General features: G+C 66.7%; 11 protein-coding genes, 1 tRNA gene and 4 pseudogenes. 14 read left to right on the forward strand and 2 right to left on the reverse strand.

The window, feature by feature from the left end; genetic code table 11:
* The 11 genes and pseudogenes from NON00_RS15140 to NON00_RS15190 form a co-directional block, all read left to right on the forward strand.
* Positions 1–254: pseudogene (locus NON00_RS15140) on the forward strand (hypothetical protein); the annotation flags it as partial.
* A 157-nt stretch (positions 255–411) separates the two neighbouring features.
* Complete coding sequence (locus NON00_RS15145) at positions 412–1,647, forward strand: LL-diaminopimelate aminotransferase (RefSeq protein WP_256022490.1); 1,236 nt, start codon at positions 412–414, stop codon at positions 1,645–1,647.
* Positions 1,644–2,936, forward strand: coding sequence for a homoserine dehydrogenase (locus tag NON00_RS15150; RefSeq protein ID WP_256022491.1), 1,293 nt, complete (start codon positions 1,644–1,646; stop codon positions 2,934–2,936). Before NON00_RS15145 ends, NON00_RS15150 begins: the two co-directional genes overlap by 4 nt.
* 24 nt (positions 2,937–2,960) lie before the next feature.
* The gene (glpX, locus tag NON00_RS15155; protein WP_256022493.1) at positions 2,961–3,947 is read left to right on the forward strand and encodes a class II fructose-bisphosphatase; all 987 of its coding nucleotides are present in this window, start codon (positions 2,961–2,963) and stop codon (positions 3,945–3,947) included.
* A gap of 25 nt (positions 3,948–3,972) precedes the next feature.
* Positions 3,973–5,748 carry a single-stranded-DNA-specific exonuclease RecJ gene (gene recJ / locus NON00_RS15160; RefSeq protein WP_256022494.1) on the forward strand — a complete coding sequence of 592 codons (1,776 nt, stop codon included), beginning with the start codon at positions 3,973–3,975 and terminating at the stop codon, positions 5,746–5,748.
* A 114-nt stretch (positions 5,749–5,862) separates the two neighbouring features.
* Positions 5,863–5,938, forward strand: a tRNA-Glu gene (locus NON00_RS15165).
* A gap of 1,114 nt (positions 5,939–7,052) precedes the next feature.
* Positions 7,053–7,235, forward strand: a pseudogene (locus NON00_RS15170) (IS3 family transposase); the annotation flags it as partial.
* 512 nt (positions 7,236–7,747) lie between these two features.
* On the forward strand, positions 7,748–7,918 hold the full coding sequence (locus NON00_RS15175) for a CopG family transcriptional regulator (protein WP_256022495.1): 171 nt from the start codon (positions 7,748–7,750) through the stop codon (positions 7,916–7,918).
* Entirely contained in the window at positions 7,905–9,065 is a 1,161-nt protein-coding gene (locus NON00_RS15180; RefSeq protein WP_256022496.1) for a DNA cytosine methyltransferase, read from the forward strand. The genes NON00_RS15175 and NON00_RS15180 overlap by 14 nt, the downstream gene beginning before the upstream one ends.
* Before the next feature lie 89 nt (positions 9,066–9,154).
* Positions 9,155–10,108: an Eco29kI family restriction endonuclease gene (locus tag NON00_RS15185; RefSeq protein ID WP_256022497.1), complete on the forward strand. Its 954-nt coding sequence runs from the start codon at positions 9,155–9,157 to the stop codon at positions 10,106–10,108.
* Complete coding sequence (locus NON00_RS15190) at positions 10,080–10,562, forward strand: very short patch repair endonuclease (RefSeq protein ID WP_256022498.1); 483 nt, start codon at positions 10,080–10,082, stop codon at positions 10,560–10,562. Before NON00_RS15185 ends, NON00_RS15190 begins: the two co-directional genes overlap by 29 nt.
* 5 nt (positions 10,563–10,567) lie before the next feature.
* Here NON00_RS15190 and NON00_RS15195 read toward each other — a convergent pair.
* A pseudogene (locus NON00_RS15195) lies at positions 10,568–10,927 on the reverse strand (IS6 family transposase); the annotation flags it as partial.
* A gap of 414 nt (positions 10,928–11,341) precedes the next feature.
* Between NON00_RS15195 and NON00_RS15200 the strand changes: the two are divergent.
* The 3 genes and pseudogenes from NON00_RS15200 to NON00_RS15210 form a co-directional block, all read left to right on the forward strand.
* Positions 11,342–16,318, forward strand: a complete 4,977-nt coding sequence (locus NON00_RS15200; protein WP_256022501.1) for an AAA domain-containing protein — start codon at positions 11,342–11,344, stop codon at positions 16,316–16,318.
* 142 nt (positions 16,319–16,460) lie between these two features.
* A complete protein-coding gene (locus NON00_RS15205; protein WP_256022503.1) occupies positions 16,461–17,855 on the forward strand; it encodes a hypothetical protein in 1,395 nt (464 codons plus the stop codon).
* Positions 17,856–18,025: 170 nt separating this feature from the next.
* A pseudogene (locus NON00_RS15210) lies at positions 18,026–18,436 on the forward strand (transposase); the annotation flags it as partial.
* Between the two features lie 224 nt (positions 18,437–18,660).
* Here NON00_RS15210 and NON00_RS15215 read toward each other — a convergent pair.
* A complete protein-coding gene (locus NON00_RS15215; protein WP_256022504.1) occupies positions 18,661–18,873 on the reverse strand; it encodes a hypothetical protein in 213 nt (70 codons plus the stop codon).
* Between the last annotated feature and the right edge of the window lie 377 nt (positions 18,874–19,250).

Consider the following 19,250-nt stretch of genomic DNA (forward strand, 5'->3'; position numbering starts at 1 on the left):
GGGTGGGGCTGGTCCCCGCCGCGCCGCCGGCGCCGCCGCGCCTGGCTGCCGCGCCGCCGGTGCGGCCCGAGGCGCCGGGCCTGCCGCCTGCCCGGGGCGGGGGAAGCGGGCCCAGCCTCTCTCCTGGCCTCTCTCCCGGCGCCGTGCCCGCCCTGCCGGCCGATCCCGGTGCGCCGCCGCCCCCGCCCCCGGCCGAGATGCTGGCGCCTACCCCTCCTTCTCTGGGCGCCGTGCCGCCGCCGCCGCGCCTCTAGTGCGCTCCCCCTTTGCCTTTTGGCCTTCGCCCTTTGGCCTTCGTCCTTTGGCTTCCGCCCGCGCCCCCGCCGCAACCCAGCCCGCCGTTGCGCCGCTGTTTCCGCGGGCCTGCCATCTGCTCTATGGTCGCGGCCCCGATTCACACGGACTAAAGAAATGACCGAGGAATTCCACCGCATCCGCCGCCTGCCGCCCTATGTCTTCGCCGAGGTGAACCAGGCGAAGGCCCGCGCGCGTGCAGGGGCCGAGGACATCGTGGACCTCGGCATGGGCAACCCGGACAGCCCGACGCCGCCGCACATCGTGGCGAAGATGGTGGAGGCGGTGCAGAACCCCACCACCCACGGCTATTCGGCGTCCAAGGGCATCCCCGGCCTGCGCCGCGCCCTGGCCGGCTATTATGCCCGCCGCTTCAATGTGGAGCTGGACCCGGAGACGGAGGTGGTCGCCACCCTCGGCTCGAAGGAGGGGCTGGCCAACCTGGCCTCCGCCATCTCCTCGCCGGGCGACACCATCCTGGTGCCCAACCCCTCCTACCCGATCCACCAGTTCGGCTTCATCATCGCCGGCGCCTCGGTGCGCTCCATCCCGCACACGCCGGACGAGGCGATGCTGGAGGCGCTGGACCGCGCCGTGCGCCATTCCGTGCCCAAGCCCACGGCGCTGATCATCAACTACCCCTCGAACCCGACGGGGCTGATGGCCAGCCTGGATTTCTATCGCGAGATCGTCGCCTTCGCGAAGAAGCACGAGATTTTCGTCCTCTCCGATCTGGCCTACGCGGAGCTGTATTACGGCGACGCGGCGCCGCCCTCCATCCTGGCCGTGCCGGGGGCGAAGGATGTGGCGGTCGAGTTCACCTCGATGTCCAAGACCTACAACATGGCCGGCTGGCGCATGGGATTCGCCGCCGGCAACAGGCGCCTGATCGCGGCGCTGACGCGGGTGAAGTCCTATCTCGACTACGGCGCCTTCACCCCCATCCAGGTCGCCTCCGTCGCCGCGCTGAACGGCCCGCAGGACTGCGTGGAGGAGATGCGGAAGCTCTACCGCGAGCGCCGCGACGTGCTGGTGAAGGGGCTGAAGCAGGCGGGCTGGGACGTGCCCGTGCCCGAGGCCGGCATGTTCGTCTGGGCGCCGATCCCGGAGCGCTACAGGCATCTCGGCTCGGTGGGCTTCAGCAAGCTGCTGCTGGCCAAGGCGAAGGTCGCCGTCGCCCCCGGCCTCGGCTTCGGCGAGCATGGCGACACCCATGTGCGCATCGCCATGGTGGAGAACACCCACCGCATCCGCCAGGCGCTGCGCGGCATCCGCGGCTTCCTGGCCACCGACAATGGCGGCCCCGCCTCCGAGGCCGCCGAACTCGCCTCCGCTGAACTGGTGAAAGAATGACCCGTCCGCTTTCCGTCGCGGTCGCCGGCCTGGGTACGGTCGGCGCCGGGCTGCTCACCCTGCTGCGCGACAATGCCGCGCTGATCGCCGCCCGCGCCGGCCGCCCCATCGTCGTCACCGCCGTCTCGGCGCGCGACCGCGGCCGCGACCGCGGCGTCTCCCTCGACGGGCTGCGCTGGTATGAGGACCCGCAGGCCCTGGCCGCCGATCCGCAGGTGGATGTGGTGGTGGAGCTGATCGGCGGCAGCGAGGGCCCGGCCCGCGCGCTGGTCGAGGCCGCCATCGCCGCCGGCAAGCCGGTGGTCACCGCCAACAAGGCGCTGCTGGCGCTGCACGGCACGGCGCTGGCCGCCGCGGCCGAGGCGAAGGGCGTGGCCCTGGCCTATGAGGCGGCGGTGGCCGGCGGCATCCCCGCCATCAAGGCGCTGCGCGAGGGGCTGGCGGCCAACCGCATCCGCCGCGTCACCGGCATCCTCAACGGCACCTGCAACTACATCCTGACCTGCATGCGCGAGCAGGGCCGCGAATTCGCCGATGTCCTGGCCGAGGCGCAGAAGCTCGGCTATGCCGAGGCCGACCCCTCCTTCGATATCGATGGCGTGGACGCGGCGCACAAGCTGGCCATCCTCGCCGCCCTGGCCTTTGGCCGCCCCGTCGCCTTCCCCGAGGTGCATGTGGAGGGCATCCGCGCCATCTCTGCCCTCGACATCAAGCTGGCGGGCGAACTCGGCTACCGCATCAAGCTGCTGGGCATCGCCGAGCAGGGCGAGGCGGGCGTGGCCGTGCGCGTGCATCCGGCCATGGTGCCGGCCAGCCACCCGATCGCCCGCGTGGACGGCGTGTTCAACGCCGTGGTGGCCGAGGGCGACGCGGTGGGCCGCCTGGTGCTGGAGGGCCGGGGCGCCGGCGCCGGCCCCACCGCCAGCGCGGTGGCGGCGGACCTCATCGACCTCGCGCGCGGGCGCCTCACCCCCGTCTGGGGCGCGGCGGGCAGCGCGCTGGCCGCCAGCCCGGCCCAGCCGATGGACAGCCACCACGGCGCCTACTACCTGCGCCTGATGGTGCTGGACCGGCCCGGCGTCATCGCCGATGTCACCGGCATCCTGCGCGACCACGGCGTCAGCCTGGAATCCATGATCCAGCGCGGCCGCGCGCCGGGCGAGGCGGTGCCGGTGGTGCTCACCACCCATGCCTGCCGGGAATCCGCCATGCGGGCGGCGCTGGAGCGCATCGGCGCGCTGGAGGCGGTGATCGAGCCGCCGGCGCTGATCCGCATCGAAACGCTTTGAGCCGCTGAGACCGGAGAGACAGGAATGACCGTGCGCGACACCACACCCGTTGACCGCAACCTTGCCCTGGAACTGGTCCGCGTGACCGAGGCGGCGGCGCTCGCCGCCAGCCGCTGGATCGGGCGGGGCGACAAGAACGCGGCCGACGGCGCGGCGGTGGACGCCATGCGGCGCGCCTTCGACACGGTCGCCATCAGCGGCACCGTCGTCATCGGCGAGGGCGAGATGGACGAGGCGCCGATGCTCTACATCGGCGAGAAGATCGGCAGCGGCGGCCCCAAGGTCGATATCGCCGTCGATCCGCTGGAGGGCACGAATATCTGCGCCACCGGCGGGCCGAACTCCATCGCCACCCTGGCCGTGGCGGAGGATGGCGGCTTCCTGCACGCGCCGGACATCTACATGGACAAGATCGCGGTCGGCCCCGGCCTGCCGGCGGGGATCGTCGATCTCGACGCCGGCCCGGACGAGAACCTGCGCGAGCTGGCGCGGGCGAAGAAGTGCGAGATCAACGACCTCGTCGTCTGCATCCTCGGCCGTGACCGCCACAAGGAGATCATCCGCGCCTGCCGCGAGGCGGGCGCGCGCATCATGCTGATCCCGGATGGCGATGTCGCCGGCCTGATCGCCGTGTCGCAGCCGGAGACGGGGGTGGATCTCTATCTCGGCTCCGGCGGCGCGCCGGAGGGCGTGCTGGCCGCCGCCGCGCTGCGCTGCATCGGCGGGCAGATGCAGGGCCGCCTGATCTATGAGGATGACGGCCAGATCGAGCGCGCCCGCGGCATGGGCCTGACCGACCCGCACGCCAAGCTGACCGCCGAGCAGATGGCCAAGGGCGATGTCATGTTCGCCGCCACCGGCGTCACCACCGGCCCGATGCTGCGCGGCGTCCGCATCAACGCCCAGGCCGCCTATACCCACTCGATCATCATGCGCAGCAAGACCGGCACGGTCCGCTACATCGAGGCGCACCACAACTTCTCCCTGAAGCCCAGCGCCTTTGTCGGCTGACGCGGTTCCGTCCGGGGGGCTGGCGGTGGAACCCGCGGGGGAGGCCGTGCTCGGCGTCTCCCGCTCGGCGCTCGGGCGGCGCTGGGTGTGGCGGCAGGCGGATGCGCGCATCGGCCTCGCCATCGCCCAGCGCCTCGACCTGCCGGAACTGCTCGGCCAGCTTCTCGCCGCGCGTGGGGTGGGGGTGGAGCAGGCGGCGCTCTTCCTGGAGCCGACGCTGCGCGCCCTGCTGCCCGACCCCTCGGTCATGCTCGACATGGACCGCGCGGCGGAGCGCCTGGCGCGCGCCGTGCAGGCGGGGGAGTCGGTCGCCGTCTTCGGCGATTATGACGTGGATGGCGCCTGTTCCGGCGCGCTGATGCTGCGCTTCCTGCGCGATCTCGGCTGCCCGGTGCGCCACTATGTGCCGGACCGGCTGAAGGAGGGCTACGGCCCCAATGCCGCCGCCATCGCCACGCTCTGCGCCGGCGGGGCGACGCTGATCGTCTGCGTCGATTGCGGCATCGCCGCCCATGCGGCGCTGGAGGCGGCGCGCGGGCGGGCCGATGTGGTGGTGCTGGACCACCACAAGGCGGAAGGCCCGGTGCCCGAGATCGCCGCCGCGGTGAACCCCAACCGGCTGGACTGCGGCTCCGGCCTGCGCAACCTCTGCGCCGCCGCCGTCAGCTTCATGGCGGCGGTGGCGACGCTGCGCGCGCTGCGCCGCGCCGGCTTCTTCGAGGGCCGGGCCGAGCCCAACCTGCTCGGCCTGCTCGACCTCGTGGCGCTGGCCACGGTGTGCGACGTCATGCCGCTGACGGGGCTGAACCGCGCCTTCGTCACCCAGGGGCTGAAGGTGATGGCGCGCGGCGAGCGCGCCGGCATCGCCGCCCTGCTGGAGGTGGCCCAGGCGCGCGACGCCCCCTCGGCCTATACGCTGGGCTTCCTGCTCGGGCCGCGCATCAATGCCTCGGGCCGCATCGGCGAGCCGGATCTGGGCCTGCGCCTGCTGGCCTGCGACGACCCGGTGGAAGCCCGCGTGATGGCCGAGCGGCTGGATCTGGTGAACCGCCGCCGCCAGGAGGTGGAAAGCGAGGTCCTGGCCGCCGCCTTCGCCCAGGCGGAGGAGCAGGCCGCCGCCGGCCACCCCGTGCTGCTGATCTGCGGCGAGGGCTGGCATCCCGGCGTGGTCGGCATCGTCGCCGGGCGGGTGAAGGAGCGCTTCAACCGCCCGACCTGCGTGGCCGGCATGGCGGAGGGCATGGCCAAGGGCTCGGGCCGCTCGGTGCCGGGGGTGGATCTGGGGGCCGCGGTGATCGCGGCGCGGCAATCCGCCCTGCTGGAGACCGGCGGCGGGCATGCCATGGCCGCGGGCTTCTCCTTCCGGGTGGAGCGGCGCGAGGAATTCCACGCCTTCCTGAACGAGCGCCTGGCCCATGCCGCCGCGCTGCCTGGCAGCGCCGACCTGGTGGTGGATGGCACGCTGCGCCTGCCCGCCGCCACGGCGGAGCTGGCGACCCAGGTGGCGCGCCTCGGCCCCTTCGGCGCCGGGAATGAGGAGCCCTGCTTCGTCTTCCCCCGCGTGCGCGTCGCGCGCGCCGACCGGGTGGGCAAGGAGGGGCAGGCGGTGCGCGCTTTCCTGGAAGGGGAGGGGGGGGGAAGGCTGAAGGCCATCTGCTTCCGTGCCAAGGACGGGCCACTGGCCGAGCTGCTGCTGAACAGCCGGGGCGCGCCGGTGCATCTGGCCGGCACGCTGCGCGCCGAGGCCTGGAACGGCACGGTGACGCCCGGCCTGCACGTTCAGGATGGCGCGCCCGCCTGATTTCAGGCGATTTTCCACAGGAAAGCGGTGGCCGGGGCTGGACGCTCCGGCCGCGCTGGGCTAGTAAGCGCCCGCCCCGGTGATGCATCGCAGACCGGCCGGCAAAATGGCCTTGTCCCCATCGTCTAGAGGCCTAGGACACCAGCCTTTCACGTTGGTAACACGGGTTCGAATCCCGTTGGGGACGCCATTTTTGCCCTATAAGCCCTTCAAATTGAAGGGTTTTTTCTTTTTCGGCCCGACCTCACCCCACATTATACCCCACACTTCCCACGCGCTGTGGTGAGCCGTGATGAGACGGCTGGAGCGAGGCTTCTCCCCTGGCCCTGGCCGGGGAGGGTGATGCCAGGCAAGGGGTTTCTCGCATCCCCGTGCCCTGGCTCAGGTCGCGATGGGAAAGCGGCCTGCCATACCCTGGCGGAGGTGCGGATCGGCCGAAGGGGTGGCGCACTGGCCTCGCCGGGCTGGTTACAGCAGATTGCGCATCGGCAAAGGCCATCGACAGCGCCTCCTCCAGCGCCGTCTCCTGGACAGTCTCTACCATGTCCGGCACCTGGCTCGCCTGCGCTCCCCCGCTCTGCGACGGAACCGCCAGATGCGGAGAGGCGGGCCATATCATGGTTCCGGCCAGAAGCTCTGCCATGCGGCGTTCAGGGCCTGCCTCCCCGGATAGATCCGCTCCGGCCAGAGGCCCAGCCGCCTCATCTTCTGGCAGCGCGTGCTGACGGCTTCCTCGGGGTCCTCCGCCCTCGCCATCATCCACGCCACCCTATCTGTCAGCCGCTCCTGATACTGGCTTCGGGCCTGCCCTGCCCTCAGTTCGGCTTACGTCACCGGGGCGGTTGCCGCCATCAGGCCCACTTTCGGTTTGATGCACGCGATCACTCGCCCGGGCAGGGCCTGTGGGCTGTGCTCGGGGCCATGAGGTGTCCGTTCCTGGCGGACCCGAGCGGGACGATACCTTTCAGCCTGCCGCTGCCGCCTCTGCCAAAACTGCCAAAATTGCCAAAACTCCCCCCCCCGTGCCCCAAAGAGGCTGGGGGTGGGTCTGCCGATATGGCAGGGCGGAAAAATTCCGGCGGAGGTGCATTCCCCTCCTTGGGTAAGCTCAGGCGGATGGCTTTTCGCGGTCGAGGCCGAGTTCAGCCTGCCGCCGCAGAGGAATGGCCCCACCACCGTTTCAGAGAGGTGGCCTTTCCGCATGGCCTATTCTGCCAGAGTGGCCTCGAAGAAATGCCCTGGCTCCTTGGTTTCCAGCGGAGCCCCGCGCTCGATGCACCAGAACCGCGTGGCGATGGCCTCGACGAAGCCCGGTCATCCGCCGCCGCGGCCCATGGCGGTCGCTGGAGGCCGTTGAATACGCCACCCTCGAGCGGGTGGCCTGGTTCAACAACCACCGTCTCCTCGAGCCGATCGTAAACGTTCCTCCCGCCGAAGCCTGGGCGCCTTACTATGCTGCGAGGGATGCACCAGCCCTGGCCGCATGATCCAAACCAATCAGCCTCCGGGGAACCCAGGGCGGGTCAGGACGCCGGCCATCTCCAACTCGCTCCGAACACCCGCGACATCTCGCCGACCTTGTGCGCTATCAGCTCTGTGATCAGGTCGGCCTTGAGCCACGCTCGGGCCTCGTGTCACTGAAAAAGAAGTTGGAGGCGGCTGAAGCCCAGAAGATGGCCGCTTAGTCCCAGAGAACCACACGAGCTGGCTGTGGTACCAGATCCACCATCGCTAGTCCGAAGGGCGCCTCGATTGGGGCGCCCTTCGTGCTTTCCGGTGCTCATCTCCCTCAATGCGCACGAGCTCGGTTCAGAGCCGCAGAGGTGACCTCTTGCTCCAGTTCTTGTTCTTGATATGTTCTAAATGGTCTCCGGTCAGTCCTCGCGCGGAAGCTTGTTCATATGTTGGAGGATCCATGCTAGCTTATGAGCCGCGGAGTGCCGCGGACTGCAGCTGTGGAGTGGGAACCTTGGGCAAGGATGGCCGAGACGCGCATCGGGTGAGCGTCACGCTGAGCAAGAGCCAGCATGACGAGCTGGCGCGGATCGCCCGCAAGCAGGGCATGACGGTCGCCTGGCTGGTCCGCCGCGCCGCCGAGCGCCTGATCGAGCAAGAGAATGGTGGCCCAATGCTGCCGCTGATGCTGGATCCCCAGCATGCGCAGCGCTGAGCTGTTCTCGGGTTGTGGCGGCTTGGCGCTGGGGATGTCCCGGGCCGGGTACGAGCACGCCCTCATGGCTGAGTACGACCATGACGCCGTGGAGACGGTGAAGCACAACAAGGCGAAGGGGGTTGAGCACGTCGCCTCCTGGCCGGTCTCCGCGATCCAGGACGTGCGGCAGATCGACTGGCAGCCCCTCGCCTCCACACTCACGGTGATCTCCGGCGGCCCGCCCTGCCAGCCCTTCGGCATCGGCGGCAAGAAGCGTGGCCACGAGGATGATCGCGACATGTGGCCCGAGGCCATCCGCGCCATTCGCGAGGCGCGCCCCGACGGCTTTCTGTTCGAGAACGTGCGCAATCTCACCGGTCCCAGGTTCCGCAGCTACCTGGACTGGATCGTGTTGCATCTCACCCATCCCGGCTTGCCGCGGGGGGAGGGCGAGACCTACGCCGGTCACCTGGAGCGCCTCAGCCAGTTCCAGGGCGGCGAGGAGTACCGCGTCCTGTGGCAGGTTGTGAACGCGGCGGACTATGGCGCGCCGCAGATCCGGCACCGCGTGCTGATCTTCGGTGTGGCTGCCCACCTGGGCATCGCGCCCGCCACCATGACACCCACCCACTCCCGCGACCGCCTGCTCTGGGATCAGTTTATCACGGGGGACTACTGGAAGCGGCACCGGATGAAGCCGCAATCGGAGCCGGCCGATTCGCGCGACCTGGCGCGGGTCGCGCGCCTGCGGCTGTTGAAGGAGCCACCGGCCGGGAAGCCTTGGATGACCGTGCGCGACGCCCTGAATGGACTCGGTGAGCCGAACGGCCGGAACAACCACATCCCGCAACCGGGTGCGCGGGTCTATCCGGGCCATACCGGGAGTCCCCTGGACCTGCCCTCCAAGGCACTGAAGGCCGGGGATCATGGGGTTCCGGGCGGCGAGAACATGATGGTGAAGGAGGACGGCACCGTCCGCTACTTCACCACGCGCGAGGCCGCGCGCCTGGTTGGCCTGCCGGACGACTACGCCTTTCCGCGCTCCTGGACGGAGAGCATGCGGCAGCTCGGCAATGCGGTTCCCGCCCAGCTCGGGGAAGCAGCTGGTCGATGGCTCAAGGAGATGCTGACGAGCGTGGAGCTGAAGGGCCGCCAGGCGGCTTGAGGCGGGCAAGCCTGGGTTTGTTCTTCGCCGATTCAGGCCCTACCCTTGGCGCTCCCGACTCCTCTAGCTCGAAGAACGCCGCCCCGCGCATGGCCCTGCCTCCCGATAAAGCCGCCCTCGCCGCGCTGGAGCGCGCCCTCTCTGACGTGCTGCGCGTCGCCGGCGACGAGCCGACCCCGCATGTGGTGCGTCGCATCCGGGACGGCCTGGCCAGGCACGCCGAGGCGGTGGAGGCGGTCCGATCGGAGACGGATCCGATCGGCATGCCCCGCGCGAGCTTCGATCCCTCCGATCCGAAGACCGTGGGCCGCATGGTCTCATTGGCGCTGCTCGCCCAGCCGCTCATGCCAATCGCGGAGGTGCGCCCTGCCTATGGATCCGGGGTCTACGCCATCTATTATCGTGGCGACCATCCCTTCTACGCGGGGATCAGCGGCACCGAGACCCCCATCTATGTCGGCAAGGCGGATCCCTCCAAGGACGATGCCAGCACCTCCCGCGAGCAGGGGCCGAGGCTGACAGGACGCCTCACCGAGCACGCCGGTACCATCGCCACAGCGGCGCGCGCCTCCGCCGAACCGGACTTCCCCGCGCACCTGCATCCGCTCAGGCTCGAGGACTTCTGGTGCCGTAGGCTGGTCTGCTCCACCAACGCGCAGCTAGTCGCCGAGAAGCACCTGATCCAGATGTTCTGGCCGCTGTGGAACTCTGAGACCAAGGCCTGCTGGGGCATGAGCAAGCACGGCGACGCGGCGACCACGCGCGCGAACAAGCGCTCGCCCTGGGATGTGGTGCATCCCGGTCGTGCTTGGGCGGCCGATCCGCGCTTGCAGGATTCGCTCAGCTTGGACGAAATCCAGCGGCGGATCGAGAAGACCCTGCGGGAGACGCCGCCGCGGCGTGATCACGCCATGCTGCTCGAGGAGGTGCTGATGGCATTCCGGCAGGATGAGGGACCACCTGCGGTGAACGACGCGGAACCTCCGGTGGGCGACAAAGTGCTCGGGCCCAGGGATGACGAGGCAAGTGGCCCGGAAGACTGATCCCGCCGCGCCGGTGGATCCCGCCCGCAGCACTCAGATGGCGCGGATCAAGGGCAAGGACACCCAGCCGGAGCTACGGGTCCGGCGGGCCTTCCACAAGGCTGGATTGCGATACCGGCTGCACGACAAGCGGCTCCCGGGGCGACCGGATATTGTCTTCCCGTCACGCAAGGCCGCCGTCTTTGTGCAGGGGTGCTTCTGGCACCGGCACCCCGATCCAGCCTGCCCATTGACCCGGACACCGAAGAGCCGGCTGGAGTTCTGGCAAGGCAAGTTCGCCGAGAACCGGGCCCGCGACGCCAGGAACCGCGCCGCGTTGGAGGCCACCGGATGGCGTGTGTTCGAGATCTGGGAGTGCCAGATTCACGATGCCGCTAAACTATCAGTTGTTACTAACGAGCTTAAAGCGTTGCCAATCTGTAGAGCTCGTCATTCACCCGGATGGATATCTTGAAGAGGAAAGGAATTCATGTCCGTCGTATCGCGTCGACGCTGCACGAGGATGTCGAGCACGACCCCATCCTGATCCACCGCGCGCCAGAGCCAATGCGTCACACCGGCTATCTTGATTACGACCTCATTCAGGTGCCACTTGTCACCAACATAGGGCAGCCTGCGCCGGATCTGGTTGGCGAAGGTCTGGCCGAACTTGAGCACCCATTGCCGCACTGTCTCGTGGCTGACCGTGACGCCCCGGGCAAGGAGCTCATCCACCATCCGCAGGCTCAGAGGGAAGCGGAAGTAGAGCCAGACGGCGTAACTGATGATCTCGGCTGGGAACCGGTGGCCGGCATAAATGGGGCAGGTGGGCGTCGCCACCCGTTTCGGTTGCGTGGCCTGGACTGCGCCGGCAAGCCCGCCAACTTGGCGATACCCCTCGCCCAGCACCCAGAGATGCGCTTCCGCTAGGCCGTGCTGTTCGACCTGGCGAAGCTCGTCATCCAGGTGAAGCCGGAGGGCCTCGTCGCCAAGCGTGGCCGGGGAGCAGGTAGGTTCGCATCCGAGGCTCCTCCTGCGGCATGCGGGATGGGGACAGCTGAGAGTAGAGAACGCCTGCAACCCAGGGCGGCACGGATGCCCGAACGCACGTCCCGTTAATTTATCATACCTCTAAAAAACGGGGTCGCGCAGAGTCAGTTTGGTAGCGTAAGATGAACAGATAAGCGCCCCGCAATAAGTTGGCGGACGGCGGATTTCTATGTCTGACCAGAAACCCGGAGCGACGCCGGTCGAATGCGAATCAACCTGCTTAACTCGCGAGGCATCCACGCTCGCGAGGTCACCGGCATCGACTCACTAAGGACCCGCCTGCCTTCGGAATGGTTTGGGTTTGCCAATTTGGAGATGTTGCAGAGGGCGGATCGCCCTCGACAGATCGACGTCGTGCTCGTCATCGATGATCGAATACTGATCGCGGACCTGAAGGACTGGCGCGGCGCCATCAAGAGCGACGGTCAGACTTGGTACCAGAATGGCCGTGTGATGGAGCCATCACCAGCATTAAAGATCGTCGACAACGCGCGTATAATGGCTGGTGAACTACGCGCCTTCGTGCGTGCTAGCGCGTCCCGGAACGCCGTTGCGGGGGACCAAGCTGCGGTGCGAGAGCCATTCGTCCAAGGACGCGTCATCCTCACCAACAAATGCCACATCGAAGAGATGCCGGAGGAAGAGCGCCAGTATGTGGTGACGATGGATGACCTCTGCCGCGCGCTGACCGTGTCCGACAAGAGAGAACGGTATCGCCTTTTGGGCGAGCCGACGCGCCTGCCCCGGCCGTTTCCGCTGACCGATAAAGAGGGCTTCTGGAAGAACAAGCTCGAGGCGTTCTTCCGGGCAAAGGAACGCTTCCGGCCGCAGGAACTCCTCTACGCCGATCACCGCGTCTGCTCGGATGCGACCTTCGTGCACGCTGACGGGCTTTACGACGAATTCGACGTTGAAGAGGTGGGGGGCGGGAAGTCCCCGGGGCTCCTGCGCCGGTGGGATTTCTCCAAAGCGCCGACCCGCTTCGCCGCCGAGGAAGCGCGCGGTGAGATCGCGGGCCGGGAGCAGCGTGTTATTGCCTTTCTGACGGAGAGGGCACCCAACCTGGAGGCGGCGCTCCTCCGGGCGAAGGCGCGCGACCGCGAGAATACCGTTCGGTATTGGGAAATTTTTGAAAAGCGTCGGCCGCTCCGGAGGCTTCGCGAGTTCCTTCGGGCCAACGGCGACCAGCTTCCGCAGCGCGCGAGAGAGGATCTAATCCGCTCCCTGCTGAACCACGTCGCCACGATGCACCGCCTTGGTGTGGCGCACTGCGACCTCGGATTCCACAGCATCTGGCTGGAACTGCCGACGTCCGTCCGGCTTTCCCACCTCTTGGCCGCTCACTATCCTGAACTCCGCACGCTCGGTCAGGAACGTTTCTCCTTCCTGGCGGGTGACACGGTCCTCCCTGAGACGCATCTCGGCATCACCGCGACACCGTTCCAAAAAGACGTGTTCTTGCTCGGCGTGGCCTCACACGAGCTGGCCTTCGGCGTCCAGCCTCACAGGAACACGCCGGAAGATGCGCCGAGCTGGAAGCCCGAAGTGGACGGCGATGGTCGGTTCCGGCATCTGCGCGGGTGGTTCGAGAAAGCCCTCGCGCTAGAGGCGGGGCAGCGGTTCGCCGATGGCCAGGAGATGCTCGACGCCTTCAACGAGGCCACCGGCGCACGCCCTGTGTCTGCTGAGGCTCTCGAAAGGCTGGAGCGCTTCCGCAAATGGCCCAGCATCATGGCCCTGTTCCGCGAGTACCCGTCCACGCACACGCTGCGCGAGGAGGGCTCGCTCGGCGCCTACCGGTCGGACCGCAGCGGTGAGTCATTCCTAGTGAAGTACTGGAGCGCGTCGCACGCTGGCGACCTTCGTACGGAGGCAACTCGCCTCCTCGCGTTCTTCGACAAGGCCGATCACTTGGCCTGCCGGGAGATCGTAGGCGTCTGCGGCCCGGTACAGGCGGGATTCGCGGGGGACAATGTAGTCCTCGTCCAGCGCTTTATCGCCGCCCCCAACCTTACAGAGGAGTGCACCGCTGCCCCCCTGCGGTGGCGCCAACCGGAACTGGTCTTGCACTTCGCCCTTGCACTTTGCGAGACGGTGGGGCGGCTGCACGACAACGGGAGCGCTCACGGAGACATCAGTCCGACAAATATCCTCGTTGTGCGCGAGGACGGCGGCGCTGCATCGCCTGTGCTCGTGGATATTTTGGATCTCGCCGCTGCGGGTGACGGCGAGCTCCGAACCCCAGCCTACGCGCCGCCCTATGCAGCAGAGGCTGCGGAGCGCGACCGCTACAGTGTCCTTCAGGTTGTCGACGAGCTTCTTGCTGCCTGTGACTTGGCAGAGGCCTGTGCCGACCGTCTACGCGCCGCCATGGACGTCTGCCGGTCCGGTCCACCGCCGCTCGCCAGCCTGAGCCCTCTCGTTGAGGCTATCGGCCAGATCCTCGCGCCCAGTGCCGAGGAGACTATGCTCCGCCTACGTGCCGTGCTGCCGCGCCAAGCGCCCCAAACGCTGCTTCCCGACGACGGGCACTACCATGTGGTGTTGGAACCCCCGCGCGGGCGCGGACCGCGGATCCTGGTAGCGGGAGCAAACGCGGAGCTGGTTGTGGAGCTGGATCGGGCTCGCGGTTTGGTGTGTTCCGCCTCCGTTAGAGCGCTCCCACAGTCGGAGGTGGCTTGGCGCCAGCGGAAAGCGGAGACGACGTTCGCCGGCGTGGTCGAGGTAGCTGACGGAGCGGCGCGGGATTTTACGGGACTCGACCCCCTCTTGGAATTGCCGGAGATACGCGCTGCGCTTTCCAGAGCTTCGGAAGCCAAGGCGCCTGTGACGGACCTGCTCGCCCAAGATGATGGACTGAGTGGCAGTGCTGGTGACCGGTCTGTTGTGCGCGAGGATCTGGAGGCAGGTACGGCCGACGCGGAGCCGGTCCCGCAGCTCGATGTATCGGGTCTGTGGCGCACGCTTTTGGAGGTCGAGGCCGAGCAATTCACCACCGTCATGACGGACGACGAAAGCTCCTTCTCCAAAAAGCTTAAGCGACACCTTGTTGGCTACGCACTCACAGCAGGCACGATCGATTATGACCCCGACGAGCCGGTGCAGGTTGAAATCCGGACGAAGTCGGGGGACTGGCGGCGGATTGGCCGCCTCGATCTTGATCAGACCAATTCCGATGCCCTGGCAATCGACGCCTCCGCAACTTGGGCAGCCGACCGGGGGCAGTTGCTCACGGAGCCGTCCGAGCTGCGCCTGATAGGCCTCCGCGAGGCTGACAGCCGGAACAGGCGCCAACTGGCAATTGATCTGATTCTGGAACGGAAATCTGGTGTACCAAATCTGGTCGAGTATTTTTCGCTGGACACGGATGTAAGTTCCCTAAGTTTTTACGCGGAAAAGCCAGCCCCCGCCAATCCTGAGGAGATCGCTGCCCGATACAACTTGAACTCTTCTCAAGCATCTGCGCTGGCTGATCTTTGGGCGTCGCGTCCATTAGGTTTGCTGCAGGGCCCGCCCGGGACGGGGAAGACCACCTTCATTGCCGCAATGGTTCACCACGCCCTCACAACCGGCGCCGTGCGCAACGTCCTTCTCGCAAGCCAATCGCATGAGGCAGTGAACAACGCGGGCGAAGCCATCTTGAGGCTATTCCGACGCTTTGGCGGCGATCCCAACCTCATCCGGGTCGGACAGGAGGGCAATGTATCGGAGGCGTTGCTTCCCTTTCACTCGGCCCGGGTGGAGGCGCGCTACCGGGATCAGTTCCGCGCGAGGCTCCGGGAGAAGCTCCTGGAACTCGGGCGGCGTTTAGGAGCACCGGAAGCTTTCCTCGACGACTTCTTCTTCCTAGAGGCCACGGTGCACCCGATCCTGCGGCGGATCGCAGAGACCGTCGCGGAGGAGGGCGATGCCATTACGGCTGAAGCACAGGAGGGCCGGTCGGCGGAACTGGTCGAGACAGTCAGGCAGCTAATGGATCAGCACGGCCTGCCGGCGCTCCCCGCGCCCGAACTCGCAAAGCCCGGCGCATTCGACCGCCTCGTCTACATGCTCGCCGAAGCGACACCCGGGACATCGCGGGAGCAGGTGCGACGCGCACTCAATTTGGCGGAGCTTTGCCGTGATTGGCTAAACAGCGTGAGCAACCGCCGCAGGAACTTCGAGTCGTTCCTCGTAGGAACCCGCCAGATCGTCTGCGGGACCTGCGTCGGGCTCGGGCGATCGAGCGTTGCGCCACTGCCTGGTAGCTTCGACCTCGTGGTGATCGACGAGGCCGCGCGCTGCACAGCGAGCGAACTAGCCATCCCCATGCAGGCTGGCCGCTGGGTAGTCCTCGTGGGTGACCATATGCAGTTGGAGCCGCACTATGAACTCCCAGTGCTCAATGAGACGGCGCGGCGACTCGCAATCCCTGAGGGCACTATCCGTCAGAGCGACTTCGAGCGGGCCTTTGGATCCCCTTATGGCGCGGTCGCTGGGCGTGATCTGCGGGTTCAGTATCGGATGCTGCCGGCGATAGGACGCCTCGTGTCCCACAGCTTCTACGGCGGACGCCTTGAGCACGGCCGCAGCGAGCCGGTTGTCCCACCCGGGGCACTACCGTCGGGTTTCGAGGCGCCAATCCTATGGTTCGATACTTCCGGCAGAAGCGCTGCGGCATTTCAGTCCTCTGCGGGCAAGGGCCAGAGGAGTCTCTGCAACGAGACCGAGGCAGAGGCGGTTGCCGATCTGCTTCGACGCCTTGACCAGCACCCGCCGTTCCATGAGTGGCTGCGGCAGCGGCGGGATGAGCACCAAGCAATCGGCGTCATTTGCATGTACTCGGCTCAGCGTGATCTGGTCCGTCGAAAGATGGTTCTCGCGTCGCTGACCCCTGCGATGCGGCAGGCGTGCAAGGTAGAGACGGTCGACAGCTACCAGGGCAAGGAGAACGACATCGTCGTGCTCTCGCTGGTCCGGAACAACGACTGGGGGCCTGACGAAGGAGGCGGCCGAACCATCAAGGAAGGCTTCATGGCTCGTGCCAACCGCATCAATGTGGCGCTCTCCCGTGCCCGGGACCGGCTCGTGATCGTCGGCAGCCTTCACCGATGGCCCGAGGGCGGTCCGATGGCTCGGGTCGCCGACTTCGTGCAAACCCTTGCCGATGAGGGGGAGGCGAGCATTGTCGAGAATGTCTGATGCCCGCAGCACCGGCAGTCCCAAGCCGGGTCCAGATGCCGGAAGTGGGACGCTGAGGCTATCGCGCAGAGCGAAGGCACCGGCCAGAGAGATGGTAGCAGTGGACAGCCTCCATGTGCGCTTGCCCTGCAGATCCTTCTTGGTGAACTACAAGATCGCCGAAGCTAGTAAGCACACGCTTACAAACGAGTTCCTGCTGCGGTTACTCCGCACGGCAGGCGACCTGCTTGAGGATGTTGTTGCCGAGTTTTTCGGCTTCGATGCAGCCGAGACACGGTACGTGATTGACGAAGCAGAGGGACGCGGCTTGGTCTTCCGCATGGGTGGCCGGGTGCACTTGGCTGCCGCAGGGTTGGCCGCATTCGACAAGGGCGGTGACAGGCCACAACTATACGAGGTTCACTCCCGGCGTGGCAGATTCGACTTTGACGTAGTGTCGTTCGCACCCGCCGAGGCGGAACACCTGACTCCCTTCACACGGGCACTCTCCGAACTTCCGGTCCTTTCGCAAGATAACCTTGCTCGAGCTTCGGAGACCGCCCGGTATGCGTTCCGGCGGCACTTCCGCGAACTTCACATCGGCCGACGCGGGACGGACCTAGAGGGCATGACCCTCTACACAATCGATGATGTCGTCTCTGACCGCCGCAGGGACGCGCTAGTTCCGCTCGGCGTGGACGTGCCCTTGGACACGCCCAAGCGCACGCAGCCGAATCTGCAGGAGTGGAGCGCCGACCACGATCTCCCCGGGCGGGAGGACGTGGTGTCCAGCTGCGCTGCCTTTGTCCGAAGCCTTGAGGTTGAACACTCGTGGACGGCCGACGAAGCCTACAAGCTGCTTGTAGATGTGGCGCCCGAGCAGACGGCTCGGTTCCGCCGGGTGGCCGGGTTCGATCGCCTCGCCTTCTTCCGTCATGGAGCGGGCAGGACTGGTGATGTGCAGGCAAACCGAAGGACAGTGCCGATCATCGGTACCCTATGGACCGCCCAGAACGTCGGGCAACTAAGTGCCGCCATTCGCTTGCTGAAGCGCGAGAAGGTGGCCAGCGGTCCGCCTTTGGTGTTTTGGCTTAGGCCGGCGCTACCTCATTGGGGTAGCAACCGCAGCCTCCCTGAGTTTGTTGCAGGGCTGACGGGTGAGCTGGAGCCGCCCGACGAGGACGGGCCTGAGCCGCAGTATACGAGCATTGGTGCTGGCGCGACCATCGGTGGCCCGCTCCAGCAGCGGTGGCGCGGCGCTTTCGACAGATTTGTGCCACTGCATCCGGAAGGGGTGCCGCCTGGCCTAGAGGTCTTTCTCATTCCGCGCCGTTTGGTTGCAGTGCTTGTGCATGGGGCGCTGGACGGCAGTGGCTTCCCTGTGCCTGTAGGCATTCTGTCCGCTGATCCCGGTGCTGTAGAGCGCGCCCATGGCATTGTCGACGAGATCCTCGCGCGAGCGGCGCCCGCTACGACCTGGAATGAAGTCGAAACTGAATTGCGCGAAGCCCTTTACCAAGCCTTAGACTTTGCGGCTTCGCCAGGAGCTGCTCGTTAAGCGCGGATCGGGCAAGTGAACCGGTGCTATGCGCTTTTTGGGGCCGCGCTCACCTGCCCCACTTATGCCGGCCACCGGTTCCCAGCCGAGATCATCAGTTACGCCGTCTGGTTCTACTTTCGCTTCCCTCTGAGCCTGCGGATGTGGATAAGCTCCTTGCCCGGGCGTCACGGTCAGTGAACCGGTGCTCGGCGGCCGGTCGGCTCGCGCACCGGCAGAGCGTTGTCGAACTGCGGGTTGCCGACATCCATGCGTGGATGCTGGAGGCCAGGAGCAGGCTGTTGCGTCACAACGACCTCGCCAAGGCAAAGGACTATGCCCTCAAGCGCTGGGCCGCATTCATCCGGTTCCTCAGCGATGGCCGGATCTGCCTCAGCAACAACGCGGCCGAACGCGCGCTCTGCGGCATCGCCCTCGGTCGAAAGGCATGGCTGTTCGCTGGCAGTGATCGGGGCGGCGAGCAGGCCGCGATGATGTATGCGCTCATCACCACCGCGAAGCTGAACGACGTCGACCCACGCGCCTGGCTTGCTGACGTACTAGCCCGAATTCTGCCCCGACCAGGGCAGCCTCTACGGGATTGTAGGCGGCTGGCCGGTTTGCGGATTTCTTTGCGAAAAAAACCTCGTATTTTTGTGCTTCAGAAGATTTTCCTGAAAATTCAATGTCTTGTTCTGGATGGGTGGCAACCCGTGAATTATGCGGGCTAGCCAGGGTGGCTGACCGCCCCGCCTCCAGGCTCGACGAGTTCCTACCGTGGAACTGGAAGCGCACTCAGGCGCCTGCGACCGCCGCCGCCTGACCGTCAACCGCCGCCATCGCAGGATGGGTACACCCCGATCTGCGACGCGGCCTCCGCAACCAGCACCCCGTCGAGGAATGCCCTGTGCGGATACTGGAGCGCATATCTTGGCAGAGCAGCCTTCACCTGCTCAGCGGTGCCAGGAAACTGGCCTTCGGAGCGTACCCGCCAGCCCTGACCGTCCTGACGGTCGAACTCAATGCGAAGCTGAGCCATGAAGCCCTCTGGCGCCTGTGTCTGTATACGATAACCGATAGCGGTTATTGATCAACCGGCAATTGCGGCAATGAGATTTTTTGACGCGATTTCCGATTGCGTTTACTCGTCGGCAGATGGGACGCCCGCCTCTCAACGTCAAACCAACGATGGTCCGCCTGACGGAGGATGTCCGCCAGCGGATTGTCGCTCTGGTGGGTTCTAACCGTATGGCTGCTTTTATCAGGCATGCGATTGAAACCGAGCTGTGCCGGCAGGAGCAGGCGTCCGGCGAGCCTTCTCAGAACGATTCCGGCAGAACTGACTGACCTACTTTCATGAGTGCACGCTTCCCGTACTGCGATGCCTGAGCCGTAAAAATCCAAGGAAAAAGGCCA

Origin of the sequence: Roseomonas sp. GC11, assembly GCF_024437745.1 — a bacterium.
Classification (GTDB): domain Bacteria; phylum Pseudomonadota; class Alphaproteobacteria; order Acetobacterales; family Acetobacteraceae; genus Pseudoroseomonas.